Source organism: Actinomadura sp. NPDC000600 (genome assembly GCF_040492135.1).
Lineage (GTDB): Bacteria > Actinomycetota > Actinomycetes > Streptosporangiales > Streptosporangiaceae > Spirillospora.
This window is the reverse complement of the sequence record NZ_JBEUPD010000002.1, coordinates 274,085-300,470: the sequence shown is the minus strand read 5'-3', so window position 1 is coordinate 300,470 and position 26,386 is coordinate 274,085. Positions and strand designations below refer to the sequence as shown.

The 26,386-nt window shown below is 73.7% G+C and carries 22 protein-coding genes; 12 read left to right on the top strand and 10 right to left on the bottom strand.

What is annotated here, in order from left to right; all coding sequences use genetic code 11:
• The first annotated feature begins 23 nt into the window (after positions 1-23).
• Entirely contained in the window at positions 24-320 is a 297-nt protein-coding gene (locus ABWI07_RS04165) for a hypothetical protein (RefSeq protein ID WP_353817663.1), read from the top strand.
• Here the strand turns inward: ABWI07_RS04165 and ABWI07_RS04160 are convergent.
• From ABWI07_RS04160 to ABWI07_RS04145, 4 genes are all read right to left on the bottom strand, one after another.
• Positions 242-739, bottom strand: a complete 498-nt coding sequence (locus ABWI07_RS04160; protein WP_149261826.1) for a nitroreductase family deazaflavin-dependent oxidoreductase — start codon at positions 737-739, stop codon at positions 242-244. The genes ABWI07_RS04165 and ABWI07_RS04160 overlap by 79 nt on opposite strands.
• Positions 740-804: 65 nt before the next feature.
• Positions 805-1,389, bottom strand: coding sequence for a TetR/AcrR family transcriptional regulator (locus tag ABWI07_RS04155; protein WP_353817662.1), 585 nt, complete (start codon positions 1,387-1,389; stop codon positions 805-807).
• Positions 1,390-1,503: 114 nt separating this feature from the next.
• On the bottom strand, positions 1,504-2,229 hold the full coding sequence (locus tag ABWI07_RS04150) for an anti-sigma factor (protein ID WP_353817661.1): 726 nt from the start codon (positions 2,227-2,229) through the stop codon (positions 1,504-1,506).
• Positions 2,226-2,816: a sigma-70 family RNA polymerase sigma factor gene (locus ABWI07_RS04145; protein WP_149261829.1), complete on the bottom strand. Its 591-nt coding sequence runs from the start codon at positions 2,814-2,816 to the stop codon at positions 2,226-2,228. Before ABWI07_RS04145 ends, ABWI07_RS04150 begins: the two co-directional genes overlap by 4 nt.
• A 99-nt stretch (positions 2,817-2,915) precedes the next feature.
• Between ABWI07_RS04145 and ABWI07_RS04140 the strand changes: the two genes are divergently transcribed.
• Both ABWI07_RS04140 and ABWI07_RS04135 read left to right on the top strand, forming a co-directional pair.
• Positions 2,916-4,457, top strand: a complete 1,542-nt coding sequence (locus tag ABWI07_RS04140; protein WP_353817660.1) for a molybdopterin-dependent oxidoreductase — start codon at positions 2,916-2,918, stop codon at positions 4,455-4,457.
• An 85-nt stretch (positions 4,458-4,542) separates the two neighbouring features.
• Positions 4,543-5,172: a fasciclin domain-containing protein gene (locus ABWI07_RS04135; RefSeq protein ID WP_149261831.1), complete on the top strand. Its 630-nt coding sequence runs from the start codon at positions 4,543-4,545 to the stop codon at positions 5,170-5,172.
• Between the two features lie 304 nt (positions 5,173-5,476).
• Here ABWI07_RS04135 and ABWI07_RS04130 read toward each other — a convergent pair whose 3' ends face one another.
• Positions 5,477-5,932 (bottom strand): STAS domain-containing protein, encoded by a 456-nt coding sequence (locus ABWI07_RS04130; protein ID WP_149261832.1) that lies wholly within the window; start codon positions 5,930-5,932, stop codon positions 5,477-5,479.
• Positions 5,933-6,173: 241 nt separating this feature from the next.
• On the opposite strand from ABWI07_RS04130, the gene ABWI07_RS04125 reads away from it, so the two are divergent.
• The 4 genes from ABWI07_RS04125 to ABWI07_RS04110 all read left to right on the top strand — a co-directional run bounded on the left by ABWI07_RS04125 (position 6,174) and on the right by ABWI07_RS04110 (position 10,240).
• Positions 6,174-7,901: a PP2C family protein-serine/threonine phosphatase gene (locus ABWI07_RS04125; protein WP_149261833.1), complete on the top strand. Its 1,728-nt coding sequence runs from the start codon at positions 6,174-6,176 to the stop codon at positions 7,899-7,901.
• Complete coding sequence (locus ABWI07_RS04120; protein ID WP_353817659.1) at positions 7,898-9,043, top strand: cobalamin B12-binding domain-containing protein; 1,146 nt, start codon at positions 7,898-7,900, stop codon at positions 9,041-9,043. The genes ABWI07_RS04125 and ABWI07_RS04120 overlap by 4 nt, the downstream gene beginning before the upstream one ends.
• Entirely contained in the window at positions 9,040-9,438 is a 399-nt protein-coding gene (locus ABWI07_RS04115) for an STAS domain-containing protein (RefSeq protein ID WP_149261835.1), read from the top strand. The genes ABWI07_RS04120 and ABWI07_RS04115 overlap by 4 nt, the downstream gene beginning before the upstream one ends.
• Positions 9,439-9,628: 190 nt before the next feature.
• Positions 9,629-10,240 carry a TetR/AcrR family transcriptional regulator gene (locus tag ABWI07_RS04110; RefSeq protein WP_353817658.1) on the top strand — a complete coding sequence of 204 codons (612 nt, stop codon included), beginning with the start codon at positions 9,629-9,631 and terminating at the stop codon, positions 10,238-10,240.
• 13 nt (positions 10,241-10,253) lie between these two features.
• Here the strand turns inward: ABWI07_RS04110 and ABWI07_RS04105 are convergent, their stop codons facing one another.
• Positions 10,254-11,462 (bottom strand): RNA-guided endonuclease InsQ/TnpB family protein, encoded by a 1,209-nt coding sequence (locus tag ABWI07_RS04105; RefSeq protein WP_353817657.1) that lies wholly within the window; start codon positions 11,460-11,462, stop codon positions 10,254-10,256.
• A 131-nt stretch (positions 11,463-11,593) separates the two neighbouring features.
• Between ABWI07_RS04105 and ABWI07_RS04100 the strand changes: the two genes are divergently transcribed.
• Positions 11,594-13,843, top strand: coding sequence for an MMPL family transporter (locus ABWI07_RS04100; protein WP_353817656.1), 2,250 nt, complete (start codon positions 11,594-11,596; stop codon positions 13,841-13,843).
• On the opposite strand, the gene ABWI07_RS04095 is transcribed toward ABWI07_RS04100, so the two are convergent.
• Entirely contained in the window at positions 13,804-14,814 is a 1,011-nt protein-coding gene (locus ABWI07_RS04095; protein ID WP_353817655.1) for a helix-turn-helix domain-containing protein, read from the bottom strand. The genes ABWI07_RS04100 and ABWI07_RS04095 overlap by 40 nt on opposite strands.
• A gap of 59 nt (positions 14,815-14,873) precedes the next feature.
• Here ABWI07_RS04095 and ABWI07_RS04090 point away from each other — a divergent pair, with 59 nt between their 5' ends.
• From ABWI07_RS04090 to ABWI07_RS04080, 3 genes are all read left to right on the top strand, one after another.
• Positions 14,874-16,052 (top strand): MFS transporter, encoded by a 1,179-nt coding sequence (locus tag ABWI07_RS04090; RefSeq protein WP_149261838.1) that lies wholly within the window; start codon positions 14,874-14,876, stop codon positions 16,050-16,052.
• 105 nt (positions 16,053-16,157) lie between these two features.
• Entirely contained in the window at positions 16,158-17,570 is a 1,413-nt protein-coding gene (locus ABWI07_RS04085; RefSeq protein WP_353817654.1) for a B12-binding domain-containing radical SAM protein, read from the top strand.
• 194 nt (positions 17,571-17,764) lie between these two features.
• Positions 17,765-23,371, top strand: a complete 5,607-nt coding sequence (locus tag ABWI07_RS04080) for an ATP-binding protein (RefSeq protein WP_353817653.1) — start codon at positions 17,765-17,767, stop codon at positions 23,369-23,371.
• Between the two features lie 57 nt (positions 23,372-23,428).
• Here the strand turns inward: ABWI07_RS04080 and ABWI07_RS04075 are convergent, their stop codons facing one another.
• The 3 genes from ABWI07_RS04075 to ABWI07_RS04065 form a co-directional block, all read right to left on the bottom strand.
• The gene (locus tag ABWI07_RS04075; RefSeq protein WP_200842145.1) at positions 23,429-23,770 is read right to left on the bottom strand and encodes a HEAT repeat domain-containing protein; all 342 of its coding nucleotides are present in this window, start codon (positions 23,768-23,770) and stop codon (positions 23,429-23,431) included.
• A gap of 98 nt (positions 23,771-23,868) precedes the next feature.
• The gene (locus ABWI07_RS04070; RefSeq protein WP_149261841.1) at positions 23,869-24,531 is read right to left on the bottom strand and encodes a lytic polysaccharide monooxygenase auxiliary activity family 9 protein; all 663 of its coding nucleotides are present in this window, start codon (positions 24,529-24,531) and stop codon (positions 23,869-23,871) included.
• A 126-nt stretch (positions 24,532-24,657) separates the two neighbouring features.
• Positions 24,658-25,131, bottom strand: a complete 474-nt coding sequence (locus tag ABWI07_RS04065; RefSeq protein WP_353817652.1) for a MarR family transcriptional regulator — start codon at positions 25,129-25,131, stop codon at positions 24,658-24,660.
• Between the two features lie 29 nt (positions 25,132-25,160).
• Between ABWI07_RS04065 and ABWI07_RS04060 the strand changes: the two genes are divergently transcribed.
• The gene (locus ABWI07_RS04060; protein WP_353817651.1) at positions 25,161-26,306 is read left to right on the top strand and encodes an ABC transporter substrate-binding protein; all 1,146 of its coding nucleotides are present in this window, start codon (positions 25,161-25,163) and stop codon (positions 26,304-26,306) included.
• Positions 26,307-26,386 lie beyond the last annotated feature (80 nt).

Below are 26,386 nucleotides of genomic sequence, written 5' to 3'. Positions count from 1 at the left end.
GCCCACCGAACCGAGGAGGCGCCATGCCGTCGCTCCGCACCACGTCCGCCGCCGTCGCGGGTCCCTCGATCCACCTGCGCGCCGCGTTCACCTGGCTGGCCGTGTACCTGATGATCATGCTCACGCAGCTGCTGCTCGGCCCCCTGCTGGGATCGCTTTCGCTGCCGCTTCGAACGCTGGTGGTGACCGGCGTGGTCGTGCCCACCGTCGTGTACGCGCTCGTCCCGGCGATCCTGCGGGCCTACGCCGTGCTGCGGCGCCGCGCCACGGGCCGATACGTGAACCGTACGAAGGGGATGTGCCGGCCGACCTCGCGGTAGTCCTCCACGCTGCCGTCGACGGCGAAGCCCATGAGCTTGCACAACTGCCGCGCGGCGGTCGGGTGGCGGGGAGCGTAGCGGGCCATGATCTCGCCGCCCTCGCCGGCCGGGATGGAGGCCGCGGTCGCCTGGATGCGCTTCCCCCCGATCTGGAGGGTGACGTCCGGGTTCGCCATGACGTTGCGGTACCAGTCCGCTCGTGGCCCGAATCCGGAGGCGGCCACGCAGCCGTGCTCGTCCTTCTGGACGACCTCGATGACGACCTGACGCGGCAGGCCGGAGACGCGGCCGGTGTGCGTGAGCAGCATGACGCGGCGCCCCAGCAGCGGCCCGAGCCCGATGCGGTAGAGCCGGATGGGCAGCCGCCACAGCAGGCGGCGCAGTCCGGTCGGCGGAGCGGGCCTGTCAACGATCTCCATGATTCGGTCCTCACGGTTCGGTCCAGACGGGGTCGGCGGCGCGGGGCGGCGGGTCCGCGGACCCCTCATTCCCGGCCTTCCAGCAGGTCTTCGGCGGCGGACAGGGCGTCGGCGACCGGGAGGTCACCGTCGATCATGCGGTGCAGCATCACCCCGTCGATCGCCCCGGTGATCAGAGTGGCCGCGCCGACGAGCCGTGCCCGCGGCCAGTCCGGGTGCAGCAGCCGGAGGCGGTCCGCGATCAGCACACGGGCCTGGCGGAGTTCGTCGCGCAGCACGGCGCCCAGGGCGGGGTCGCGCATCGCTCCCACGATCAGTTCGGCGGCCAGCCGGGTCCCCGGCCCATCGCTCGGGGCTCGGGCCAGCAGGCTCCGCATCGTCTCCAGCGCGGCGCGCTCGTCCGGCGCCGCCAGCAGCTCGGCCGCCATCGGCCCGACGATCAGGTCCGTGGCCTGGCGGAAGACCGCCTCGTGCAGTCCGGCCAGCCCGCCGAAGTGGTAGTGGATCAGTCCGGGGTTGGTACCGGCGCGCTCGGCCACCGCGCGCGTGGAGACGCCCGGCCACCCCTCGTCGCCCAGCAGCGCGACCCCGGCGTCCACCAGCTGCCGCCGCCGGCGGTCGCCCCGCGGCGAGTTTGGTCGATCGGCCAAGTTGGTCACATGGCCAAGTTAGCACGCGCGGCGCGCACCCGGACGGGCTTGTCCGGAAAGGGGGGACCCGCCGCCGGAGAGCGTCTCGTCCGGCGGCGGGCCGGTCTCACGCCCTCAGCCGACGCCGAGGGTCAGGATCGGGGCGCCGCTCGGCCGGGGGGAGCCGCCGGCCGGTTCGATCGTCACGCCGATGCGCCGGGCGTCGCCGAGACCCGAGGCGACGACCGGGCGATCCGATTCCGACGGGTTCATCGTCCCGGCCGAGCGCGGTGCGGCCCGGCCGAGCCACCACATCTGGTACGTCTTGGCCGACGGCAGGGGCGGCATCCGGTCCGTGGTGACGACGGCCTTGCCGAGCGAGCGCGACGAGACGACCGTGACGGTGGCGGCGTCCGGCGTCCGGACGGTGGAGGTGTGCGCGTCCGGCGCGCTCATCACCGCGGCGACCTGCCGGTTCAGGGACTGCTCGGATTCGGCGGAGCGCTGGATGCGCCATGCCGCGCCGGCGCCGACCAGCGTCAGCACCAGGCACGCCGCGGCGGCCAGCCAGATCAGCCCGCCCGCGCGGGGGGACGGCAGGCGGCGGGCGAGCGGCGGGGGCGACTGCCGGGTCCGGGCGATCTCCGCCATGACCCGTCCGCGCAGCTCGTCCGGCGGGCGCCGCGCGGCGGCCAGCGCCAGCCGGGTCGCGGTCTCGCGGAATCCGGCGGCCTCGTCGGCGCAGGCCGCGCAGCCGGGCAGGTGGCGCTCGAACCGGCGCCGCTCGGTGCCGGAGAGCGCGTCCAGCGCGTAGGCGCCGGCGAGGCGGTGCGTGTCGTGGTCATGCGGGTCGCGGGTCATGGCTGGACTCCCAGGCAGTCACGCAACCGGATCAGGCCGTCGCGCATCCGGGTCTTGACGGCCGCGAGACCGACACCGAGCAGTTCGGAGACCTCGCGGTAGGTGTAGCCGCCGTAGTAGGCGAGCGTGATCGATTCGCGCTGGGTCTCGGTCAGGCCCCGCATGCAGCGGCGCACCTGCTGGTGCTCCAGCCGGACGCCGACCTCCTCGGCGACCTCGTCGTACTCGGGCGCCGGCGCGGCGGTGCGCTCCTCGCGGTCCCGGTCGGCCTGGCTGGAGCGGACCCGGTCGACGGCCCGACGGTGGGCCACGGTCAGCGCCCATGACGTCGCGCTGCCGCGTTCCGGGCGGTAGTGCGAGGCCTTGCGCCACAGCTCGACCAGGACGTCCTGGGCGATCTCCTCGGCCTGCGCGGGATCGCGGACGACCCGCAGCGCCAGCCCGTAGACGGGCCCGGACAGTCGGTCGTACACGTCCCCGAAGGCTTCCTGGTCGCCGCGGGCGACGCGGCCGAGCAGCTCGGCCAGGTCCGGCGGCTCCGCGCCGACCGTCCCCGCCGGGCGCGGCCCGATGCCCGGTTCGCTCATCTCCACACTGTTGATTCGGCGCGGACGGCCGGATGGATGGGTTCGGATTCCGACGAAGATTCGACCCATCCACCTGCCGTCCCGCCCCGAACACCGGTTGTGACAGACGAACGAGCGACCGGGCCCCTGCGGTGGATCGCCGGCGCGCTGAGCGGCCTGGCCTCCGCCGCGGCGGCGTTGGGGATCGCGGAGCTGGCGGCCGGTGCGCTCGGACGGGCGTCGTCCTCGCCGCTGCTCGCGGTCGGCGCGGGCTTCATCGACCTCACCCCGGGATGGCTCAAGGACTTCGCGATCCGCCGGTTCGGCAGCGCCGACAAGACGGTACTGCTGGCCGGCCTCGGGGCCGGGGTCACCGTGGCCGCCCTGGTCGTCGGGCTGCTGGGCCGACGCCGGCTCGCCTGGGGCCTGGCCGGGCTCGGCGCGTTCGGGACGGCCGGGGCCGTCGCGGCGCTGACCCGACCGGTCGCCGGGCCCGCCGACGCGGTGCCGTCCGCCGTCGGGGCTCTGGCGGGAATGGCCGCGCTGACCGCGCTGGTGCGCGCCGCCCGCCCCGAGAACGCCGGCCCGGGGACGGAGGTGGATCGGCGGCGCGTGCTGCTGACCGGGGCCGGAGTGATCGGCGTCGCCGCGGCCGGCGGTGCCGGTGGGCGGGCGCTGCTGCGCCGCGGCGACGTCTCCTCCGTCCGCGCGGAGCTGCGGCTGCCGCCACCGGCGAGCCCGGCCCGTCCGGTGCCTCAGGGAGCGCGGGTCCGGGTGGCGGGGATGGCGCCGTTCCGAACGCCGGCCCGGGAGTTCTACCGCGTCGACACCGCGCTCACCCTGCCCCAGGTCGACCCGCGCGACTGGACGCTGCGCGTCCACGGCATGGTCGCCCGCCCTGTCGAGATGTCGTTCGACGATCTGCTGCGCGAGGCGCTGATCGAACGCGACATCACCCTGTCGTGCGTGTCCAACCAGGTCGGCGGGGACCTCGCGGGCAACGCCCGCTGGCTGGGCGCGCCGCTGGCGCCGCTGCTGCGCCGGGCCGGTGTCCGCTCCGGAGCCGACCAGATCCTCTCCCGCTCGGCCGACGGCATGACGCTGTCCACCCCGATCGAGACGGTCCTCGACGGCCGGGACGCGATGATCGCCGTCGGCATGAACGGCGAGCCGCTGCCGATCGCCCATGGCTTTCCCGCCCGCATGGTCGTCCCCGGCCTGTACGGCTACGTCTCCGCCACCAAGTGGGTCGTCGACCTCAAGATCACGCGCTTCGCGGCCGACCGCGCGTACTGGACGGAGCGCGGCTACGCCGAGGACGCGCCGGTCAAGACGTTCTCCCGCATCGACGTGCCGAAGCCGCTCGCCGGTGTGCGCGCGGGACGGGTCGCCGTCGCGGGCACCGCGTGGGCCCAGCACCGGGGTGTCGACGCCGTCGAATGGCAGGTCGACGACGGGCCCTGGCGGGAGGCGCTCCTCGCCCCCGTCCCCGGCCTGGATACGTGGCGGCAGTGGATCGCCGAGTGGGAGGCCGAGCCGGGCTCCCACACGCTCCGCTGCCGCGCCACCGACGGGACCGGCCGCACTCAGCCCGGACACCGCGCCCCGCCGTTCCCGGACGGCGCCACGGGATGGCACTCGGTGGTGGTCACCGTGACCTGACCCGTCCCCTCCCCTGCCCGCGACCCACGTCGTCCTGCACAGGACCGCATCCGGTCCACCGAAAGTTCCGACAAAGGAGTTCACCATGCACCGCAACCGCATCGCCGCCGGCGTCCTCGCGGCCGCCGCCCTCGCCATCGGCGCGACGGCCTGCTCCGGCGACGACGACGGCGACGCCGCCGCGGCCCCGGCCGCGTCGTCCGCGCCGGAGACCTCGATGAGCGGCGCGCCGGCCGCCGAGGGGCCGTTCGGGCCCGCCTGCTCGGCCGTCCCGGCGTCCGGCAAGGGCAGCTTCCAGGGCATGGCCGCCGACCCCGTCGCGACCGCCGCCTCCAACAACCCTGTGCTGTCCACGCTGGTCAGCGCCGTGCAGAAGGCCGGCCTCGTGGACACGCTCAACTCGTCGAAGAACATCACCGTGTTCGCGCCCACCAACGACGCGTTCAAGAAGATCCCGAAGGAGACGCTCGACAAGGTCCTGTCGGACAAGAAGACGCTGACGGGCATCCTCACGTACCACGTCGTCGGCCGGCAGGTCGCACCGAGCGGGCTCGCGGCGGGCGACTTCAAGACGCTGAACGGCGCCATGCTCAAGAGCAGCGGCTCAGGCGAGTCCTTCACCGTCGGGGAGGACGCGAAGGTCGTCTGCGGCAACGTCCAGACCGCCAACGCGACCGTCTACATCATCGACAGCGTCCTGATGCCGCCGAAGTGACCCGCGTCATGGCCGGGCCCCGCCATCCGAAGGGGCCCGGCCGCACCGGGCGCCGCCCCGGGCCCGCCGGTGCGCTGCCGCCACCGGGCCGCGCATTCGGCCGCCGCGGCCGCGATTCACGCCGTCACCGTTCGCCGGGACCGGGCATGGGGCGCTCTTCGCAAGAATGATGTGTCTCGGTCGAGATATGGCCTGGCCATCGGGCCAGAAGGGAGTCTGGAGTCGTCAAGGCCCGTGCGGGGCGACGGATCGCGTCATTCCGAACTATGGGCCGGGCCTCGGAGTGCGTGCCGGGCCGATGCTTTCAGGAGGCGTCCTGGCGCGCGTTGGGGACCAATGGCGCAGGCTGCGCATTGGCCTGGTCGCCGGCGACGTTCGCGAACGCGTGCCGGAGGGTGGGGCTGATGAGCATGTGCGCGTCGAGGCCCGTGCGTTGGAGGATCCGGTGGCACACCGGGCTCGGGCGGCTGAGGACCAACCGGCCGCGCTGGGCCGTGACGGCCTTCCAGACGCCCACCAGGGCACCCAGCCCGGAGGAGTCGCAGAACTTCACATCCTGCAGATCCAGGACGATTCTCCAGGTGGCGGAACAGTGAGAAAGAACATGCTCCCGGAAGCCGTCGGCCGTAAGGTAATCGATTTCACCTTCCACCCGGACGAGAAGGCAGGTATCGCGGTCCTCGATGCCGATCCGGAGCCTGTCGTGAGGATCGTGCCATCGTCGTAGCGACGTGTGATTTCCGTCTTGTACCGCGTCCATCACCTGATTCCACCTCCTGTTGAGGCGAGGCTACCCCGGAACGCGGACGGCATTCCTGAGGCCCCGACCACACCCGCTGACCTCGGCGCTTACCGGCCTTGTCCAGGCCCGCAAGGGGAACCCGCACGAATCTTTGCCTTCCGGCAACTGTCTTGTTGTGGTTAGGGTGGTGGCGAGGACACGATCCTCGTTCAGCGGCTCAGTGCAGGAAGGAAGTGGTCCCGCCGCAGGCTGCGACGTGATGGAACTGACCCAAGGCATAGACGGCACTCAGCGCGTTCTCGACCCGGCGCTGGGGCCCGGCCCCTACCCCGCGCTCGCGGTGGACCCGTCCGGCACCGTCATGCGGCTCAACGACGCGGCGCGCCTGCTGCTCGGCATGCTGCCGGGCGCACGGCTGGACGACGCGGCGCCCGCCTGGCTGGCCGAGGCCCACCACTCCCTGACCGAGACCCCCCTCTCCGAAGTGGCAGAGGACGATCTGCCGCAGACCGGCGCCTCGCGGCCCGGTCCCCTCGCCGACGGCCCCATCGGCGACCGCGTCTTCGAGGCCCACGGCGTGCCCGACGAGGGCACGGGCGCCCCCGACACGCAGCCCGGCATCGCGCCGGGGACGGTCTGGTGGCTGTTCGACGTCACCGCGCACCGGCGGCTGGAACGCGAACTCGCCGACGAGCGGGAGCGGACGGCCTTCCTGGCGGAGGCGTCCAGCCAGTTGCTGGCGTCGCTGAACTTGGAACGGTGCATGGAGGTGACCGTCCAGCTGGCGGCGCGGTACCTCGCCGACGCCGCACTGGTGATCGCGCCCGGTCCCGGGCGCGCCTACCCCGTCTCCTACTGCGGCCCGGACGGCGCGGTGGACCACCAGCAGCTCCTCGTCGACCCCGCGGAGGTGCCGGGGCTCGCGGAGGCGATGCAGGGCTTCCCGCCGGTGCCGTCGCGCTGGCTCGACCCGACCGCCGCACCCTCCTGGATCGTCCGCACGGACCTGGGCGACCTCGGCGCGATGGTGGTCACCGCGCTGCCGGGGCAGGGCATGCCCGCCGGGGCGCTGGTGCTGCTCCGCCGGGGCGGGCGGCGCGCGTTCTCCGAGGGCGAGGAGACGATCGCGCGCCTGTTCGCGGCACGGGCCGGCGCGGCCATGTCGGCCGCCCGCGTGTACGCCGAGCAGGCGTCCATCACCGACACGCTGATGCGCGACCTGCTGCCGCCGCGCACCAGGGAGCTGGAGGAGGTGGAGCTCGCGGCCCGCTACCGGCCGGCGGGCGCCGGCGAGCGCGTCGGAGGCGACTTCTACGACCTGCACCCGGCGGCCGCCGACGGCTCCGGCGCCGAGCAGGAATCGCTGGTCGTGCTGGGGGACGTGTGCGGCAAGGGCCTGGAGGCCGCCGTGCTCACCGGCAAGATCCGCAACACGCTGCAGGCCCTGCTTCCGCTGGCCGGCGACCACAAGCGCGTGCTGGAACTGCTGAACGGGACGCTGCTGAACAGCGAGTCCACCCGATTCGTCACCCTCGTGCTGGCGTCGATCCGGCGCGAGGGCAACCTCGTGCGGCTGCGGCTGACCAGCGCCGGCCATTCCCGCCCGCTGATCGTGCGGGCCGGCGGCGAGGTCGAGGCCCCCGACACGGGCGGGTCGCTGATCGGCGTGCTGGACAAGATCTCCTCCACGACCGCGACCGTGCTGCTGGAGCCGGGCGACACCTGCCTGCTCTACACCGACGGCATCACCGAAGCCTTCGGCGGCCCGCTGGGCGACGAGATGTTCGGCGACGAGCGGCTGAGCGGTGAACTCGCCCGCTGCGGGGGAATGCCTCCGGAAGCGCTCGTCGAACGGGTGCACATGCTCGCCGCCGAATGGGTGGGCACGGGCAAGCACGACGACATGGCCGTGGTCGCCATCACCGCTCCCCGGCGCTTCCACCTCAGCGCCGTAGGGGGGCAGGGACCAGGGAGGTTCACCGCGTGACGAGGCCCGCAGAGCACCACGGGCCGCCCCCGGAGCTCGACGGCTGGACGGACGCGCTCTGGGACGCCGTCCTCGCCGGCGACGAGTACGCGGCCGCCGACGCGGTGACCGCCGCGCTCGACCACGGGATGGACGCCGAGACCGTCCTGCTGGACGTCATCGCCCCGCTCCAGGCCCGGGTGGGCCGGGAGTGGGCGGCGAACCGGCTCACGGTCGCGCAGGAGCACACCGCGACCGCGATCAACGAGCGGACGATCGCGGCGCTGGCGCACCACCCGGCCGTCCGCGAGGCCATGGCGCGGCACCGCGCCGAACCGCGCGGCCGGGTCGCGGTCGCGTGCATCGACGGGGAGTGGCACGCCCTGCCCGCGCGGATCCTGGCCGAGGTGCTGCGGCTGCGCGGCTGGCAGGTCGACTACCTCGGCGCCCAGGTCCCGACCCCGCACCTGATCTCCCACGTGCACCGGGCGAACCCGGCGGTGGTGGCGCTGTCGTCCTCGATCGCCACCCGGCTGCCGGCCGCGCACGCGGCCATCACCGCCTGCCAGGCGACCGGTACGCCCGTCCTCGTGGGCGGCGCCGCGTACGGGATCGACGGCCGGTACGCCTCCCTGCTCGGCGCCGACGGCTGGGCCCCCGACGCCCGCGCCGCCGCCGACCGGCTCGCGGAGGGGCCGCTGCCCAAGCCGCCGCCCCTGCACCAGGTCATCGACGACCTGCCGCACCTGGCCGACCAGGAGTACACGCAGGTCAGCCGGACCTCGCGCAAGCTGGTGCGGCACGTGATGGCCGAACTCCCGGCCCGCTTCCCGGCGATGGCGGACTACACCGACGAGCAACTCCGCCACACCGCCGAGGACATCGCCCACATCGTCGACTTCCTCGCCACCGCCCTCTACGTGGACGACCCCGGCCTGTTCACCGGGTTCATCGAGTGGACGGCGGGCATCCTCACCGCAAGGGGCGTGCCGGCGAAGAGCCTCCTGCCAGGGCTGGAGCTCCTGGCGGAGCAACTCGTCGACTACCCCCGGGCCACGGGCATGCTCTCCAGCGCCTGTGAGTCGCTCCGGCAGCCGGTGCCGGACGCCGCCGACGCCGCAACGGACGCGCCGGGCGGTTCCGCCGAAGAAAGGACCGCATGACCGCCTTTGTTCCCGATACTCCGCTGCGTGTCGTCGCGACCCTCCCCGGGCCGCGGGCGCTGCGGATCGAGATTGAGGGTGACCTGGACTTCTACACCGCCGACACGCTGGTGGCGACCGTCCGCAGGCAGATGGAGGACCACCCGGACGTCCGCGACCTGGAGCTGGCCTGCGGCGGGATGGGCATGTGCGACTCGGCCGGCCTGGCGGCCCTGCTGATGGTCCGCCGCCGGACGGCCGCCGCGGGCGTCGGCCTCGTGCTGAGCGGCCGTCCTCCGCAGCTCGACCGGCTCCTGCACCTCACGGGGACCTTCCAGCATCTCACCGGCGAGTCGGCCGGGTCGGCTCAGTCCGCCGGGTCCGCCGAGAGCCAGGACCAAGAACCCGCCCAGTGACCTCCTGACGACCCCCGGCGCCGCGGACTGGATCCCGCCCGGCAGGTCGTCGGCACTGGATGCCACGCCCAGGGAGCCCTGGGCAAGCGCGAGGACGCTTCGAGGAGCCCGCCCGGTGAGCGCGGGCGGGCCCGCGCGCTTTCATTGCCCGTCTATTGCATTGTGCAACGGTCGGGCGTACCTTGGCCAAGTGGCCAAAGCGAATGGACGAGGCGTTCGGCCGACCAGTGCCGAGCAAGGCGCCGCCACCCGGGCGGCGATCCTGGAGGCGACCGCCGCCCTGATCGCCGAACTGGGGTGGGGGCGGGTCACCATGCGGGCGATCGCGGCTCGGGCCGGGGTGCCGCACGGCGTGATCAGCTACCACTTCCAGGGCAAGGACGACGTGCTCCGGCAGGCCGCCGTCACGGCGACGCTCCAGGCGCTCGCCGAGCCGGTGGAGGCGCTCGCGACGGCGAGCAGCGTCCAGGAGATGTTCGAGGGCACGCTCGCGTGGTTCGCGGGCGGCGGTCTCGAGGACCCGTCCGTGGGACTGCTGCTGGAGACCGCGCGCCAGTCCTCGCGCGATCCGGCCCTGCGCGAGCCCATCGCCGCGGCGACGCGGGAGTTCCGGGCCGCGCTCACCGAGCTGGTCCGGCGCGACCAGGAGCGCGGCGGCGTCACCGCGAGCGCGCCCGCGTCCGGCACGGCGACGGTGGTCGCCGCGCTGCTGGACGGGCTGCTGCTGCACCTGGTCATGGACCCCGAGCTCGATCTGGCAGGCGCGGTCGAGGCCGTGCGAACCCTCCTGAGAGGCGATTGACTTCCTCTCCCGCCTAGAGGCAGGCAAGTCCAGCGGTCGCCCGCTGGGTTTCCTGCTTCGCCGACGAGTGCCCCGTCCGGGAGGTGTCCCGTTGAGGTCTTACACCGTCTCCACAGGCGGTCGCCGCCAGCCCGGCGGCCAGTATGTTGCGCGCGGCGTTGACGTCGCGGTCATGCACCGCGCCGCACTGGCACGTCCATTCGCGGACGTCCAGCGGCAGGTAGGCGCGGACGGTTCCGCAGGTTCCGCACAGCTTGGAGGAGGGGAACCAGCGGTCGACCACCACCAGGTCGCGGCCGTACCAGGCGCACTTGTACTCCAGCATCGTGCGCAGCTCCCGCCACGCCGCATCAGAGATGGCGCGAGCGAGCCCGCGATTCTTCAGCAGGTTACCGACGGTGAGGTCCTCGATCACGACCGTTTGGTTCTCACGGACGAGACGGGTCGACAGCTTGTGCAGGAAATCGCGGCGCCGGTCGGCGATCCGCGCATGCACGCGGGCCACCTTGCGGCGCGCCTTGTCCCGGTTCACCGAACCCGGGGCCTTGCGCGACAGGTCCCGCTGCGCCTTGGCCAGCCGGGCGCGATCGCGCCGCTCGTGCCTGGGATTGGCGATCTTCTCCCCGGACGACAGAACCACCAACGAGGTGATCCCGGCATCGATCCCGACCGCGTGCTCCGTGGCCGGGGCCGCCGTAATGGTGTCCTGGCACAGCATCGAGACGAACCAGCGGCCCGCTCTGTCGCGCGACACCGTCACCGTGCTCGGTTTCGCGCCCTGGGGCAGTGGGCGCGACCAGCGGATGTCCAGCGGCTCGGCCATCTTCGCGAGCGTGAGGTGCCCGTCGCGCCAGGTGAAGGCGCTGCGGGTGTACTCGGCCGACGCGCGCGACCGCTTGCGCGACTTGAACCGCGGATACCTGGTCCGCTTGGCGAAGAAGTTGGCGAACGCCGTCTGAAGATGCCGCAGCGCCTGCTGGAGCGGGACGCACGACACCTCGGTGAGGAAGGCCAGTTCCGGAGTCTTCTTCCACTGCGTCAGCAAGGCGGACGACTGAGCGTAGGACATGCGGCGCCGCTCGTCGCGCCAGGCCCGGGTGCGTTCCTCCAGCGCCCTGTTGTACACCAGTCGCACGCAGCCGAACGTGCGCGACAGCTCAGCCGCCTGCTCGCCCGTGGGATAGAAGCGGTACTTGAACGCCCGCCTGACCTGCCGCGCCATATCCCACGTTCTAGCAGCCTCGGCACGAGCCGACCCGACGGACGCCGAAACGCCCCGGCTTCCCCGACCTGCTCTGCAAAAGCCCGTTTCCTTCTCGGTCCGAGGGCCGGGTTATCCACGAAGGAGAACCGATGATGGGACGACGTCGCTGGGGCGCCCTCATGGCCGAGCACCGCCGGCTGGTGATCACCACTTGGATCGTGGTGCTGATCGCCTGCGGGGCGAGCTTCCCCCTCCTGACCAAGCAGCTCAAGTCACCCGACTACGGGGTGGACGGCGCACCGTCCACCGAGGCCTCCCGGCTCGTCCAGCGGTACTTCGCCGGCCAGGGGGACGAGCAGGACGTCATCGTCTTCGACGCCGCGCGCGGCCGGATCGACGACCCGGCGCGCAAGGCCGCCGTCCAGAAGGTGGTCGGCGCGGCCCGCGGGGAGGAGGGCGTGGTCACCGTCATCGGCCCGTTCGACCCGCAGGCGAGAGGGCAGGTGGCTCCCGACGGGCGCGCCGCGATCGCCGTCGTCGGACTCAAGGGCGACGGCCGCGAGCGGCCCGCCAGGGCGGCCGACCTCCAGGACGCACTCGACAGGGCGGCCCCCGGTGACGGGGTGGCGGCCTACCTGACCGGCTACTCGCCGATCACCAACGACCAGACGGTGGTGGGGACGGCCGACGCCGAGCGCGGCGAGGCGATCGGCATGCCGATCGCGCTCGCGGTGATGGTGCTGGCGTTCGGGGCGGTGGCGGCCGCGGTGCTGCCGCTGGTGCTGTCCATGGCCGGGCTGGTCCTCACGTTCGGCGTCGTCTACCTGCTCACGTTCGGGTTCTCCTTCGACTCCTTCCTGCTGACGATCGTCACGATGATCGGGACGGGCATCGGCATCGACTACGCCATGTTCATCGTCAGCCGGTTCAGGGAGGAGCTGGCCCGCCGCGGGGTGACGCGGGGCGGGCCGCGCCGGCCGGAGGCCGTCGCGGAGGCCGCCGGGACGGCCGTCGCGACCTCCGGGCGGACCGTGCTGTTCTCCGGCGTCGTCGTCGCGATCTCGGTGTGCTCGCTGTTCGTCATGGAGGCCCCGGTCTTCCGGGAGATCTCCACCGGCGTGCTGATCTCGGTGGTGTGCACCCTCGCCGCCGCGCTGACGCTGCTGCCCGCCGTCCTCGCCGTCCTCGGGCCGCGGGTCGACGCCTGGTCGCTGCCCGAGCGGTGGCGCCCGGCCGACACCCGGTCCGGCGCGGGCGCCGAGCACGGCCCGTGGGCGCGGTGGGCCCGGCTGGTGATGCGCCGGCCGGTCGTGTTCGGCCTGGCGGCCGCCGCCGTCCTGGTCGTCTGCGCGCTCCCGGTGCCGGGCGTCAAGTACGGGATCGACCTCGGCACCGCGTCCCTGGAGGGCCGGCCGACCGCCAAGGCGCAGACCGTCCTCGAACGCTCCTTCACCGCCGGGGCGGTGTCGCCGGTGCAGGTCGTGGTCACCGGTCCGGACGGCGCGGCGCTGGACGCCGCCGGGCAGCGCCAGGCCGCGCGGGTGGCGGCCCTCGTACGGCAGGACCGGCGCGTGGCCGACGTGGAGTCCTTGCCCGGTTCCGGACGGGTGCTGATCAACGCCGTCCCCCGGGTGCCCATCGACTCGTCCGCCGCCACCCGGCTGGTGAAGGACATCCGGAGCGGCATCGCGCCCGAGGCCGCCCCTGACCAGCAGGTGCTGGTGGGGGGCGCCACCGCGACCTTCGTCGACCTGTCCGAGGAGACCACCGGAAAGCTCCCCTACGTGATGGCGCTCGTGCTCGGCCTGTCGCTGCTGTTCCTGCTCGTGGTGTTCCGGAGCGTCGCGCTGCCGGTCAAGGCCGTGGCCATGAACCTGCTCGTCACCGCCGCCTCGGTCGGCCTCACCGTCTGGGTCTTCCAGCACGGCCACGGCGAGGGCCTGCTCGGCTTCCACAGCACCGGGTTCGTCCAGGTGTACCTGCCGATCACCGTGTTCGTGCTGCTGTTCGGCCTCTCGATGGACTACGAGGTCTTCCTCATCCGCCGCATGAAGGAGGCGTGGGAGGACGGCCACGACAACGCGACCGCCGTCGCCGCCGGGGTCGAGCACACGGCCCGCCCGATCGCGGCCGCGGCGGCGATCATGGTGGCGGTGTTCGGCGGCTTCCTGACCGCCGGGATCCTGGAGCTGAAGGAGTTCGGGCTCTCGCTGGCGACCGCGATCGCGCTGGACGCGACCCTGGTGCGGCTGGTGCTCGTCCCGGCCCTGATGAGGCTGTTCGGCGACTGGAACTGGTGGCTGCCCGGCGGGCTCGGCCGGCGGCTCCCCCGGCTCGGCGAGGAGGGGGCCCGGACGGCTCACCCGGAGGTCGGCCCGGCGGGGGCGTCCGGGGCCTGAACGCCGTCCACGAGGGCGGCGCCGGTGGCCGTCCGGTAGTAGAGGACGGAGCGTCCGGCGCGGCGGCGGTCGATCAGGCGGGCGTCGGACAGCACCCGGAGGTGGCGGCCGACCGATCCGAGCCCCTGCCCGGTGAGCGCCACGAGCTGCGTGGTGCTCAGCGGCGTGGCGAGCAGGACGAGCACGCGGGCGCGCCCCGCGCCGAGGAGGCGTTCGAGCGCCTCGGGGACGGCGGCGCCGGCCGCGTCCGCGAGCGGCGCAGAGCAGGGGTGGACGATCGCGTAGCGGGCGGGGTCGGCCTCCTCCCAGGCCACCCAGCCCGTTCGCGGCGTGACCGGGACGAAGAGGAGCCGGGAGCCGGAGATGTCGCGCGGCGGGTAGTCGCGGACGTTGATCTGCAGGCGGCCGGCGCCGAGCCAGCGCATCCCCGAGCGCATGTCGTCCAGGGCGGCGGCCCATCCGCCGCGGCTCAGCTGCCCGGCGCGGGCGACGGCGTCGGCCTCGATGACGCGGCGGCGGCGCTCCCAGTCCGGCTCGACGGCGTGCGTCCACACCCGCTCCAGCAGGCCGGCGAGCCGCTCGGGCACGTCGGGGCGCCGCAGCTCGGCGGGCAGCGGGCCCCCGAGCGAGACCTCCAGGTCGGCGTGCGCCCGCTCGGGCGGGGTCCGGCGGACGGCGGCGAGCTCCTCGTGGAACGCCGGCGAGCCCGCGCCCGGGTGCGGCGGCGTCAGGAAGTCGGCGTTCCACTTCGTCCTGGTGCCGAGGGCCGCGTGCAGCAGCGCGGCGGTGACGGGGTCGCGCCGGAGAGTGCGCCGGTAGGCGGGCAGGTGGACGTCGAGCCAGGCCCGCTCCCCGGGGTGCGCGGCGGCGCCCTTCTCCAGGAGCTTCAGGCAGGCGGTGGTCTCCGCGAGGGCCGACACCACGAACCGCCCGCTCGCGAGCGTGTCCGCGTCGACCAGCCACCAGCCCACGTTTCGCCTCCGTGCGAAACATTACCGGCGACCCGGCGGTGCGCCCGACCCTTTCGATCATGCGCACGTATCGGGACCTCTTCCGCACTCCGGAGTACACGCCCCTCTTCGCGTCCTTCACCGTGCAGGCGTCCGCCCAGACGGTCAGCGGCCTGGCGCTCGGCACGCTGGTGTACGACTCGACCCGGTCGCCGCTGCTGTCGGCGCTGAGCATGTTCGGCGGCTCGTTCGCCCAGATGGCGGGCGCGCTCACCCTGCTCTCGGCCGCCGACCGCCTGCCGCCGCGGGCGACGCTCGCCTCCATCGCCCTGCTCTTCGGCACGGGGACGGCCGTGCTGGCGGTCCCCGGCCTCCCGCTGGCGGCGGTGTTCGCCATCGTGCTGGGCCTCGGCCTGGTCGCGTCGCTCGGCAGCGGCGTCCGCTACGGCCTGCTGAGCGAGATCCTGCCCGAGGAGGGCTACCTCCTCGGCCGCTCCGTGCTGAACATGTCGGTGGGGACGATGCAGATCTGCGGCTTCGCCATCGGCGGCGTCCTCGTCGTCGCGCTCTCGCCCCGGGGGACCCTGCTCACCGGCGCCGCGCTCTACCTGCTCACCGCCGTCGTGGCGGTCGCCGGGCTGAGCCGCCGCCCGCCCCGGGCGGCCGGACGCCCGAGCCCGGCGCAGACCTGGCGCACCAACGTGCGGCTGCTGTCCTCGGCGCCGCGCCGCGCCACCTACCTCGCGATGTGGGTGCCGAACGGTCTGATCGTCGGCTGCGAGGCCCTCTTCGTCTCCTACTCCCCGCACCACGCGGGGCTCCTGCTCGCCATGGCCGCCGTGGGCATGCTGGCGGGCGACACCGTGACGGGCCGGTTCGTCCCGCCGCACCTGCGCGCGCGTCTCGGCCCGGTCCTGCGGCTCCTGCTGGCGGTCCCCTACCTGCTGTTCGCCGTCGACCCGCCGCTCCCCCTCGCCGCGGCCGCCGTCCTTTCGGCCTCCGTCGGCTACGCCGCGACGCTGCTGCTGCAGGAACGCCTCATGGCGCTCACACCGGTCGCCATGCACGGGCACGCCCTGGGCCTGCACTCGTCCGGGATGCTCACGATGCAGGGGGTGGGCGCGGCCCTGGCGGGCGGCGCGGCCCAGGCGACGTCCCCCGCGGCCGCGATGGCGATCATGGCCGCCGCCTCGGTGGCCGTCACCCTCGCCCTGGCGCCCGGCCTGCGCCCGCTCCCCGACCTCCGCACCGCGAACTGAGCACGCCCGGGGCACGGGGACTGAGCACGGCCGGGGGCACGGGATCTCCACACGATCCGCACACGGCGGACGCCACCGGCGCGGCGGGGCGGCGTCCAATGAGGCATGCGCGTGAAGATGATCCTCCCGGCCCTGACCGAGGCGACGTCGCCGTTCTTCCGCCCGATCAAGTACTCGCTGTTCCCGCCGCTCGGGCTGGCCACGCTCGCCGCCTACCTCGACCCGGACGACGAGGTGACGCTGACCGACGAGCACGTCCAGCAGGTCGACACCTCCGACGAGCCCGACCTCGTGGTGATCCAGGTCTACATCACCTCGGCGCGGCGCGCCTACGAGCTGGCCGACCTCTACCGCGCCCGGGGCGCGCACGTCTGCCTGGGCGGGCTGCACGTCACCTCGCTCCCGGACGAGGCGGCCCGGCACGCCGACACGATCTTCTGCGGGCCGGGCGAGGACACCTGGCCCCGCTTCCTCGCCGACCTGCGCGCCGGGCGCCCGGCGGTCCGCTACGACTCCGCCGAGCGGACGCTCGCCGGGCTTCCGCCGGTCCGCCGCGACCTCATCGCCCGCGAGCGCTACCTGGTCCCGAACTCGATCGTGGTGTCGCGCGGCTGCCCGCACGTGTGCGACTTCTGCTACAAGGAGGCGTTCTTCGAGGGCGGCAAGTCGTTCTACACCCAGACCGTCGACGCGGCGCTCGCCGAGATCGACCGGCTGCCGGGGCGGCACCTGTACTTCCTCGACGATCACCTGTTCGGCAACGCCCGGTTCGCGTCCGCGCTGTTCGACGGCATGCGCGGGATGGGGCGGCTCTGGCAGGCGGCGGGGACGGTGAAGGCGGTGCTGAACCCCGGGCTCCTGGAGAAGGCTGTCGAGTCCGGGCTGCGGAGCCTGTTCGTCGGCTTCGAGACCGTCAACGCCGGCAACCTCACCGAGCAGCGCAAATGGCAGAACATCGACCGCGACTACGGCGCGGTGGTCCGCCGCCTGCACGACAACGGCGTGATGGTCAACGGAAGCTTCGTGTTCGGGATGGACGAGGACGACCCGGCGGTGTTCGACCGCACCGTCGAGTGGGCGGTCGGCCAGGGCATCGAGACCGCGACCTTCCACATCCTGACCCCCTATCCGGGCACTCGCCTCTACGACCGCATGGCCAAGGCCGACCGGCTCCTGCACTCCGACTGGGACCGGTACGACACCCGTACGGTCGTCTTCAAGCCCGCCAAGATGACCGCCCGCCAACTGGAGGACGGTTACTGGCGCGCCTACCGCGACTTCTACCGGTGGGGCTCGATCCTGCGCGGCGCCGCGACCAAGCCGACCCTGCGCGGCAAGGCCAGGCACGCCGCCTACGCCGGGGGCTGGAAGAAGTTCGAGCCCGCCTGGGACCTGGTCATCCGTGCGAAGCGGGCTGGGCGCGCGCTGCCGCTGCTGGAGGCGGTCCTGTCCGGCTTCGGCGGCCGTCCGGCCCGCTCCGGGCATCACCGGGAACCGGAGCGGGCATCCGTATCCTGATCACTTCCGGCGCCGGTGCGCCGCTCGGTGCCCGCGCAGCGTAGGCGACGGCTTTTGCAGGTTTCCTACAACTGGAGCGGCGCAGCGTGCGTTGTCGGCGGCATGGCGCCGCCGCCCTCTGGGCGGAAAGGTGAACAGTGTCCGGGTGCGCCGTGTCCCGGCGCCGCAATCGTCTAACAGGAGGGCTCGGTCGGGTGTTCAGTCGTGTCGCCATCGTGAACCGGGGTGAGGCCGCCATGCGCCTCATCCACGCCGTACGGGACATCGCCGCGGAGAGCGGGACGCGGATCGAGACCGTCGCCCTGTACACCGATGTCGACCGGACGGCCACCTTCGTCCGGGAGGCGGACCTGGCCTACGACCTCGGGCCCGCGTCGGCCCGGCCGTACCTGGACCTGGAGGTCCTGGAGCGCGCGCTGGTGGAGACCGGCGCCGACGCCGCGTGGGTCGGGTGGGGCTTCGTCGCCGAGGACCCGGCGTTCGCGGAGCTGTGCGAGCGGATCGGCATCGCCTTCGTCGGGCCGAGCCCGGAGGCCATGCGCCGGCTCGGCGACAAGATCGGCGCGAAGCTGATCGCCGAGGAGGTCGGCGTGCCGGTCGCGCCGTGGAGCCGCGGCGCGGTCGACTCCCTGGACGACGCGCTCGCGGCGGCGGCGGAGATCGGCTACCCGCTGATGCTGAAGGCGACCGCGGGCGGCGGCGGGCGCGGCATCCGCGTCATCACGAGCGAGGCCGAGCTGGCGGACGCCTACGAGCGCACCAGCCAGGAGGCGGCGCGGGCGTTCGGCAGCGGCGTCGTGTTCCTGGAGCGCCTGGTCACCGGCGCCCGGCACGTCGAGGTGCAGGTGATCGCCGACGGCGGGACGGCGTGGGCGCTGGGCGTGCGCGACTGCTCGGTGCAGCGCCGCAACCAGAAGATCATCGAGGAGTCGGCGTCGCCGGTGCTCGGCGCCGAGCAGACCGCCGAGCTGAAGGCGTCGGCCGAGCGGCTCGCCGTCGCGGTCGGGTACCGGGGCGCTGCGACCGTCGAGTTCCTCTACCACCCCGGCGACCGCATGTTCGCCTTCCTGGAGGTCAACACCCGCCTGCAGGTCGAGCACCCGATCACCGAGTCCACCACCGGGTTCGACCTGGTCAAGGCGCAGCTGCACGTGGCCTCCGGCGGCCGGCTCGAAGGCGCGCCGCCGGTGGAGCGCGGGCACGCGATCGAGGCCCGGCTGAACGCCGAGGACCCCGACCGCGACTTCGCCCCCTCGCCGGGCCGCATCGCCCGCCTGGACCTGCCCGCCGGGCCGGGCATCCGGGTCGACACCGGCGTCAGCGAGGGCGACGCGATCCCCGCCGACTTCGACTCGATGATCGCCAAGATCATCGCCTACGGCCGCGACCGGGACGAGGCGCTCGGCCGGCTGCGCCGCGCGATGACCGAGACCACGGTCATCATCGAGGGCGGCGCGACGAACAAGAGCTTCGTGCTCGACCTGCTCGACCGGCCCGAGGTGGTCGAGGCGAGCGCGGACACCGGCTGGATCGACCGCGTCCGCGCCGAGGGCGGGCTCGTCTCGCACCGGCACTCCGCCGTCGCGCTCGCGGCCGCCGCCATCGAGGCCTACGAGGAGGCGGAGGGCGCCGAGCGGCAGCGGCTGCTGTCGACGGCGTCCGGAGGGCGCCCCCAAGCGCGGCACGAGAGCGGCCGGCCGCTGGACCTCAAGCTCCGCGGCGCGAGCTACCGGGTGCGCGTGGCCCGCACCGGCGCGGACCGGTTCCGCGTCGCCGTCGAGGCGGGCGCCGACGTCCGCACCGCCGACGTCGAACTCGAGCGCTTCGACCGGCACCTCGGCCAGATCACCGTCAACGGCGTCCGGTACCGCCTGCTCACCGGCACCCACGGGCCGATCCACTTCGTCGAGGTGGACGGCGTGGCGCACCGGGTCAGCCGGGACGAGGGCGGCGTCGTCCGCTCGCCCGCGCCCGCGCTCGTCGTCGCCACCCCGCTGGAGGTCGGCGCCGAGGTCGAGGCGGGCGCGCCGGTGCTGGTGCTGGAGAGCATGAAGATGGAGACGGTGCTGCGGGCGCCGTTCAAGGCGCGGCTGAAGGAGTGCGTCGTCTCCGTCGGCAGCCAGGTGGAGACCGGTGCGCCGCTGCTGCGGCTGGAGCCGCTCGCCGACGAGGCCGAGGCCGCCGACACCGCGGCGGCGGGGGCCGCCCCGCTCGACCTGCCCGCCGCGCCCGGGGCCGCCCCGGCGCGGGACCGCACCCGGCGCGGCCTGGAGGACCTGCGCGGCCTGCTGCTCGGCTTCGACGTCGACCCGCACGACGAGCGCCGCGCCCTGGACGACTACCTCGCCGCGCGCCGGGCCGCCGCCGCGGACGGCCACCGGCCGGTGGCCGAGGAGATCGCGCTCTTCGACGTGTTCGCCGACCTTGCCGAGCTGGGCCGCGACCGGCCGGCGGGCGGGGACGGCACCGACGGCGGCCACGTGCACAGCGCCCGCGAGTACTTCCACACCTACCTGCAGAGCCTCGACGTCGAGCGGGCCGGGCTGCCCGAGGCGTTCCAGGCCAAGCTCGCCAAGGCGCTCGGCCACTACGGCGTCACCGACCTCGACCGCACCCCCGAGCTCGAGGCGGCGGTGTTCCGGATCTTCCTCGCGCAGCAGCGCACGTCCGCCGACGCCTCGGCGGTCGCCGCGCTGCTCCGCGAGTGGCTGGGCGAGCCCCCGCCGGAGGACGCGCTGCGCGAGTCCGCGGGCCTCGCGCTGGAGCGGCTGATCGCCGCGACGCAGGTCCGGTTCCCGGTGGTCTACGACCTCGCGTGCGGCGTGGTGTTCGCCTGGTTCGCCCAGCCGCTGCTGCGCCGCAACCGCGCCGCGGTCTACGCCCGCGTCCGCCGGAACCTGCGGCACCTGGACGAGCACCCGGACGCGCCGGAGCGCGACGAGCTCATCGCCGAGATGGTGCGCAGCACCGAACCGCTGGTGCGGGTGCTCGGCCAGCGGCTCGTGCGCGGCAACCGGAACAACGCCGTGATGCTGGAGGTGCTCACCCGGCGGTACTACGGCAACAAGGGCCTCACCGGCGTCCGCACCAGGGAGGCCGGCGGCTGCGAGTTCGTGGTCGCCGAGCGCGCCGGCTCGTGTCTGGCCTCCTCCGCGGTGAGCTTCGACTCCCTCGGCGCGGCGCTGCGCGGGCTCGCGGAGCTGGCGGACGGCGGCGACGACGTGGACGCCGACGTCTACCTGTCCTGGGAGCGGCAGCCGGAGGACCACGACGCGATGGCGGCCGCGCTCCAGGAGGTCGTCAACGCGCACCCGCTGCCGCCGCGGGTACGGCGGCTGACCACCACCGTCGCGGGCAGCAGCGGCGCCGTGATGCACCACCACTTCACGTTCCGCCCGGCCGAGGGCGGCGGGACGGAGGAGCGGAGCGATCCGGGGGGTGTGGGGGGTCGTCCCCCCACAGGGGGCACGGAGGAGCGGAGCGATCCGGGGGGTGTGGGGGGTCGTCCCCCCACAGGGGGCACGGAGGAGCGGAGCGATCCGGGGGGTGTGGGGGGCATGGCGGAGGAGCGGCTGATCCGCGGCCTGCACCCGTTCATCGCGCAGCGCATGCAGATGGAGCGGCTGCACAAGTTCGACCTCACCCGGCTGCCGTCCTCGGACGAGGAGGTCTACCTCTTCCAGTGCGTGGCGCGCGACAACCCGTCCGACGACCGGCTCGTCGCGTTCGCGCAGGTGCGCGACCTCACGGCGCTGCGCGACGGCGACGGCAGGCTGCGCTCGCTGCCGACGGCCGAGTTCACCCTCGCCACCTGCCTGGACTCGATCCGCCGGGCGCAGGCGCGGCGGCCGACGAAGAAGCGGTTCCCCACCAACCGCATCGTGATCTACGTCTGGCCGGTGAGCGACCTCACCCGCGCGGAACTGCAGCGGATCGCCAACCGCATGCTGCCGACGGCCGCGGGCGCCGGGCTGGAGGAGGTCCTGCTGATCGCGCGGCAGCGCGACCCGCGGACGGGCGAGCCGATGAAGGTCGCCGTCAGGATCTCCTTCGACGCCACCGGCGGCACCCGGCTCACCGTCGGCGCCCCGTCGGACGAGCCGGTCGAGCCGCTCGACGGCTACCGGCAGAAGGTGCTCCGCGCGAGCAGCCGCAACACCGTGTACCCGTACGAGCTGACCGGCCTGCTCGGCGACTTCGTCGAGCACGACCTCGACGACGACAACGTCCTCGTGCCGGTCGACCGGCCGAAGGGGCGCAACACCGCGGCGCTCGTCGCGGGCGTGGTCACCAAGCGGACCCGGCGGCACCCGCAGGGCGTCACCCGGGTCGTGCTGCTCGGCGACCCGACGAAGTCGCTCGGCGCGCTGTCGGAACCGGAGTGCCGCCGAGTGATCGCCGCGCTGGACCTGGCCGAGCGGATGCGGGTGCCGCTGGAGTGGTACGCGCTGTCCTCGGGCGCCCGGATCTCCATGGAGTCGGGCACGGAGAACATGGACTGGGTGGCGGCGGCGCTCAAGCGGATCGTCGAGTTCACCCAGGACGGCGGCGAGATCAACGTCGTCGTCGCGGGCATCAACGTCGGCGCCCAGCCGTACTGGAACGCCGAGGCGACGATGCTCATGCACACCAAGGGCGTGCTCGTCATGACGCCGGACTCGGCGATGGTGCTCACCGGCAAGCAGGCGCTCGACTTCTCCGGCGGCGTGTCGGCCGAGGACAACTTCGGCATCGGCGGCTACGACCGGGTGATGGGCCCGAACGGGCAGGCGCAGTACTGGGCGCCGAACCTCATCGCCGCGCGGGACGTCCTGATGTCGCACTACGACCACACCTACGTCGCGCCCGGGGAGCCCGGACCGCGCCGCGCCGGCACGAGCGACCCCTTCGACCGCGACGTCTCCGCCTTCCCGCACGTCCTGGAGGGCAGCGACTTCACCACCGTCGGCGAGATCTTCTCCGCCGAGGCGAACCCGGACCGCAAGAAGCCGTTCGACATCCGGACCGTGATGCGGGCGCTGTCCGACCAGGACCACCCGGTGCTGGAGCGCTGGGCGGGCATGGCCGACGCGGAGACCGCGGTGGTGCAGGACGTGCACCTCGGCGGCATGCCGGTGTGCCTGCTCGGCATCGAGTCGCAGTCGGTGCCGCGGCGCGGCTTCCCGCCCACCGACGGCCCGGACGCCTACACCGCCGGCACGCTGTTCCCGAAGTCGTCCAAGAAGGCGGCCCGGGCGATCAACGCGGCCAGCGGCAACCGGCCGCTGGTGGTGCTGGCGAACCTGTCGGGCTTCGACGGCTCGCCGGAGTCGATGCGGCAGCTCCAGCTGGAGTACGGCGCCGAGATCGGCCGCGCGATCGTCAACTTCCGCGGGCCCATCGTGTTCTGCGTGATCTCCCGGTACCACGGCGGCGCGTTCGTGGTGTTCTCCAAGGCGCTGAACCCGAACATGACCGTGCTCGCGCTGGAGGGGTCGTTCGCGTCGGTGCTCGGCGGCGCGCCAGCCGCCGCGGCGGTGTTCGCCGCCGACGTCAACGCCCGGACCGCCGCCGACCCGCGGGTGCGGGAGCTGGAGACCCGCGTCGCGGCGTCCACGGGCCCCGCCCGCGCCACGCTGACCGCGGAGCTGGACGAGCTGCGCGCCTCGGTCCGCACGGAGAAGCTCGGCGAGGTGGCCGCGGAGTTCGACCGCGTGCACGACATCCGGCGCGCGGTCGAGGTCGGCTCCGTCGACGCCGTCATCGGCGCCGCGGAGATGCGTCCGCGGATCATCGAGGCCATCGAGGCCCGCCTGGGGTGACGCGGGGGCGCGGGGGCCGACCGGCTCCCGCGCCGCCGGCGGTTCCGGGTCGGGGCGCTAGAAGACCCAGCCGTTGGCGTACGCCTCTTCGAGCGCCTGCTCGGCCTCGCGGGTGTCGAGCATCTCCAGGCCGCGCACCGCCCAGAACCGCAGTGAATCGTCCTGGCTTTCGAGCTGGCCGCGGAACACCTCCAGGGCCTCCGGCGACCGGGCCTCGGCGATCAGTTCGAGCAGCCAGCAGCGCAGGCCGGGGTCGTCGCGCTCGGCCGCGAACTCCTCGATCAGCTCGCCCACGTAGGCGTCGGCGTGCTCGCGCAGGAAGTCGAACGCGTCCTCCCGGACCCGCGGCTCCTTCGTCCGCATGAGCTGCATGGCCTGATCGAAACGCCGCCGCGACATGGCCCCGACCCTACGGCCGACCCCCGACAAACGGCCACCAAAAGGGCGTAGGCACGCCCGCCGGACGGGGCACGGTCCGTCCGGCGGGCGGGGAGCGGTCAGCCGAAGTTCACATCGCTGCAGATGTAGTACGACTGGTCCATGTGCGACGCCTGCCAGATCGTGTAGACGACGTGGCGTCCGCTGCGGCCGGGTGCGCTCACATCGCCGACCACGTAGTTGTTGCTCGGCGCGTACCGGCCGGTCTCCCGGACCAGCTCCAGGTCGCTCCACCGCAACGGCCGGGTCAGCGGGTCGTACCCCTGGCGGGTGACGTAGACGCGGATGTAGTCGGCGCCGTGGCTCGCCTGGTCGTACAGGTTGATCGTGAACGTGGTGCCGATGTCCGTGGTCGTCCACGGGCCGACGGCGTCCATGGACCGGTACCGCCCGCCCTCGGTCCGGCCGCCGCTGCACAGCTGCCCGTCGGGGATCGCCGCCTGGTGGTCGCCGCCGACGTTGTTGCGGTACAGCCCGTTCCAGTTCCACATGGCGTTGGGGTTGTCCTGCCACGCCTGCCAGCACATCGGGTCCTTCTGCTGCATGGCGGGGTTCTGGAAGTCGCCGCCCCAGCGCAGCCAGCAGCCGTAGTTGCGGGACGCCGGATCGATCACCGATCCGTGCGCCGACGCCGTGCCGGACCACAGGGCGGGCGCCAGCACCGGCATGAGCAGGGCCGCCAGCAGGACTGTCAGGGCACGGCGTGCGCGGTCGTGTCGCATCGCGTTCTCCGTTCCGGTTGCGGGAAGGGCCGGATTGGGAGCGCTCCCATGCGCATCGTAGACGCGCCTCGGTCCGCGGTCACCCGCGTCATGAAAGCTTTCACGCACCCGCGGGCGGGCGCCGGGTCAGCGGATGCCCTTCCAGAGGTCGGACAGGAGGGCCGACAGGTTCTGGACCGTGTCGCGGCCGTGCCGCTCGGCGAGGGCCTGCTCGTGGGCGCGGGCCAGCGCCTCCAGCCGCTCCAGCTTGGCGCGGCCCAGGTCGGAGACGCGCACCGACACCCGGCGGCGGTCGCGGCTGGAGTGGGACCGGTAGAGGCAGGCGGAGTCGACCAGGGCGTCCACGAGCCGGGTCAGAGTGGGGTGCGGGATCTCGACGATGACCGCGAGCTCGCCCATCGAGACGTCCTCGGCCTCGGCGAGGGCGCGCAGCACCCGCCACTGCTCGACCGTCGCGCCCTCCTCCTGCTCTAGACGGGCGCCCAGGTCGCGGGCCAGACTGCGCTGGGTGCGTGTGAGGATGTCGACGAGATCGCTCGCCGCCGTACGCGCCACCGCGTCGTGCTGCTCGGCCACCAAGTCGCCTCCCTTGCCGGTCACCCGTAGCGGATAGCATAGATGACCTGGTCATGAAGGGTTCGGCGGTGATGCGTTCGGTGGTGCGGGACAGCACGGAAGTGCTGGTCGCCGGCCCGGATCCCGCCGTGCTGCGGCTCGGGCTGCTGCTGCCGCTGTCGGGGCCGCTCGGGCTGACCGGGCCGTCCGGGCTGAGCGCCGCGTGCCTGGCCGCGACCGAGGTCAACGCCTCCGGCGGGGCGGCGGGACGCGCCGTCGAGCTGGTGCCGGTGGACGCCGGACGCTCGCCGGGAGCGGTGGCGGGCGAGGCGCGGTTCCTCGCCGACGCCGGGCTCGTCCAGGCGTTCGTCGGCTTCCACACGAGCGACGTGCACCGGGGCCTGGAGGCGGCGCTCGCCGGGCGGGCGCCGTACGTGTTCACGCCGCCGCACGAGGGCGGGGCGCGGCGGGAGGGCGTCGTCCTGCTCGGCGACTCGCCGGAGCGGCAGCTCGGCACCGCCCTCGACTGGCTGAGCCTGCGGCTGCGGCTGCGGCGGTGGGCGCTGGTGGGCAGCGACTACATCTGGCCGCGCTCGGTGCACCGGGCGGGAGCGCGGCTGGTCCGGGCGGCCGGCGGCGAGGTGGTCCTCGACCGGCTCGTGCCCTTCCCCTGGGCGCCCGGCGACGACCCGGAGGCGCGCTTCGAGGAGATCGTGGACGCGCTGGCGCGCACGGGCGCGGAGGCGATCCTGCTCAGCCTGGTCGGCCGGGACCTCGTCGTGTTCAACCGGGTGTTCGCCGCCTCGCGGCTGTCGGCCCGGGTCGTCCGGCTGTCGGGGGCCCTGGAGGAGAACGTCCTGCTCGCCTCCGGCGGCGACGACACCGGGGAGCTGTACTCGGCGATGCGGTCGTTCGCGGGGCAGGGCGACGAGCGGCAGATCGCGCTGGCCGAGCGGTACCGCTCGGCGTTCGGCGAGGTGGCGCCCGTCCTCGACGTCTACGCGGAGGGCTGCTACGACGGCGTCCACCTGCTGGCCGCCCTGGCCGCCGCGGGGATGCTGGGCGTGCGGCATGGGAGGGCCGCCTCGGCGCGGCTTCTGGCGGGCGCCGACCCCGTCGCCCGGCACGCCTGGGCGGCCGCGCCGCTCGGGCCGCCGCGGCCGGAACGCTATCTGGCCAGGGCGGACGGCCTGGACCTCACCGTGGTCACGCGCCTCTGATCTTTACCAGACGAAACCTTTCCATTTGAAAAGATTACCTCTAGGCTCCGCTGAGCGGGATCCACCCGCGTCCGCGCGGT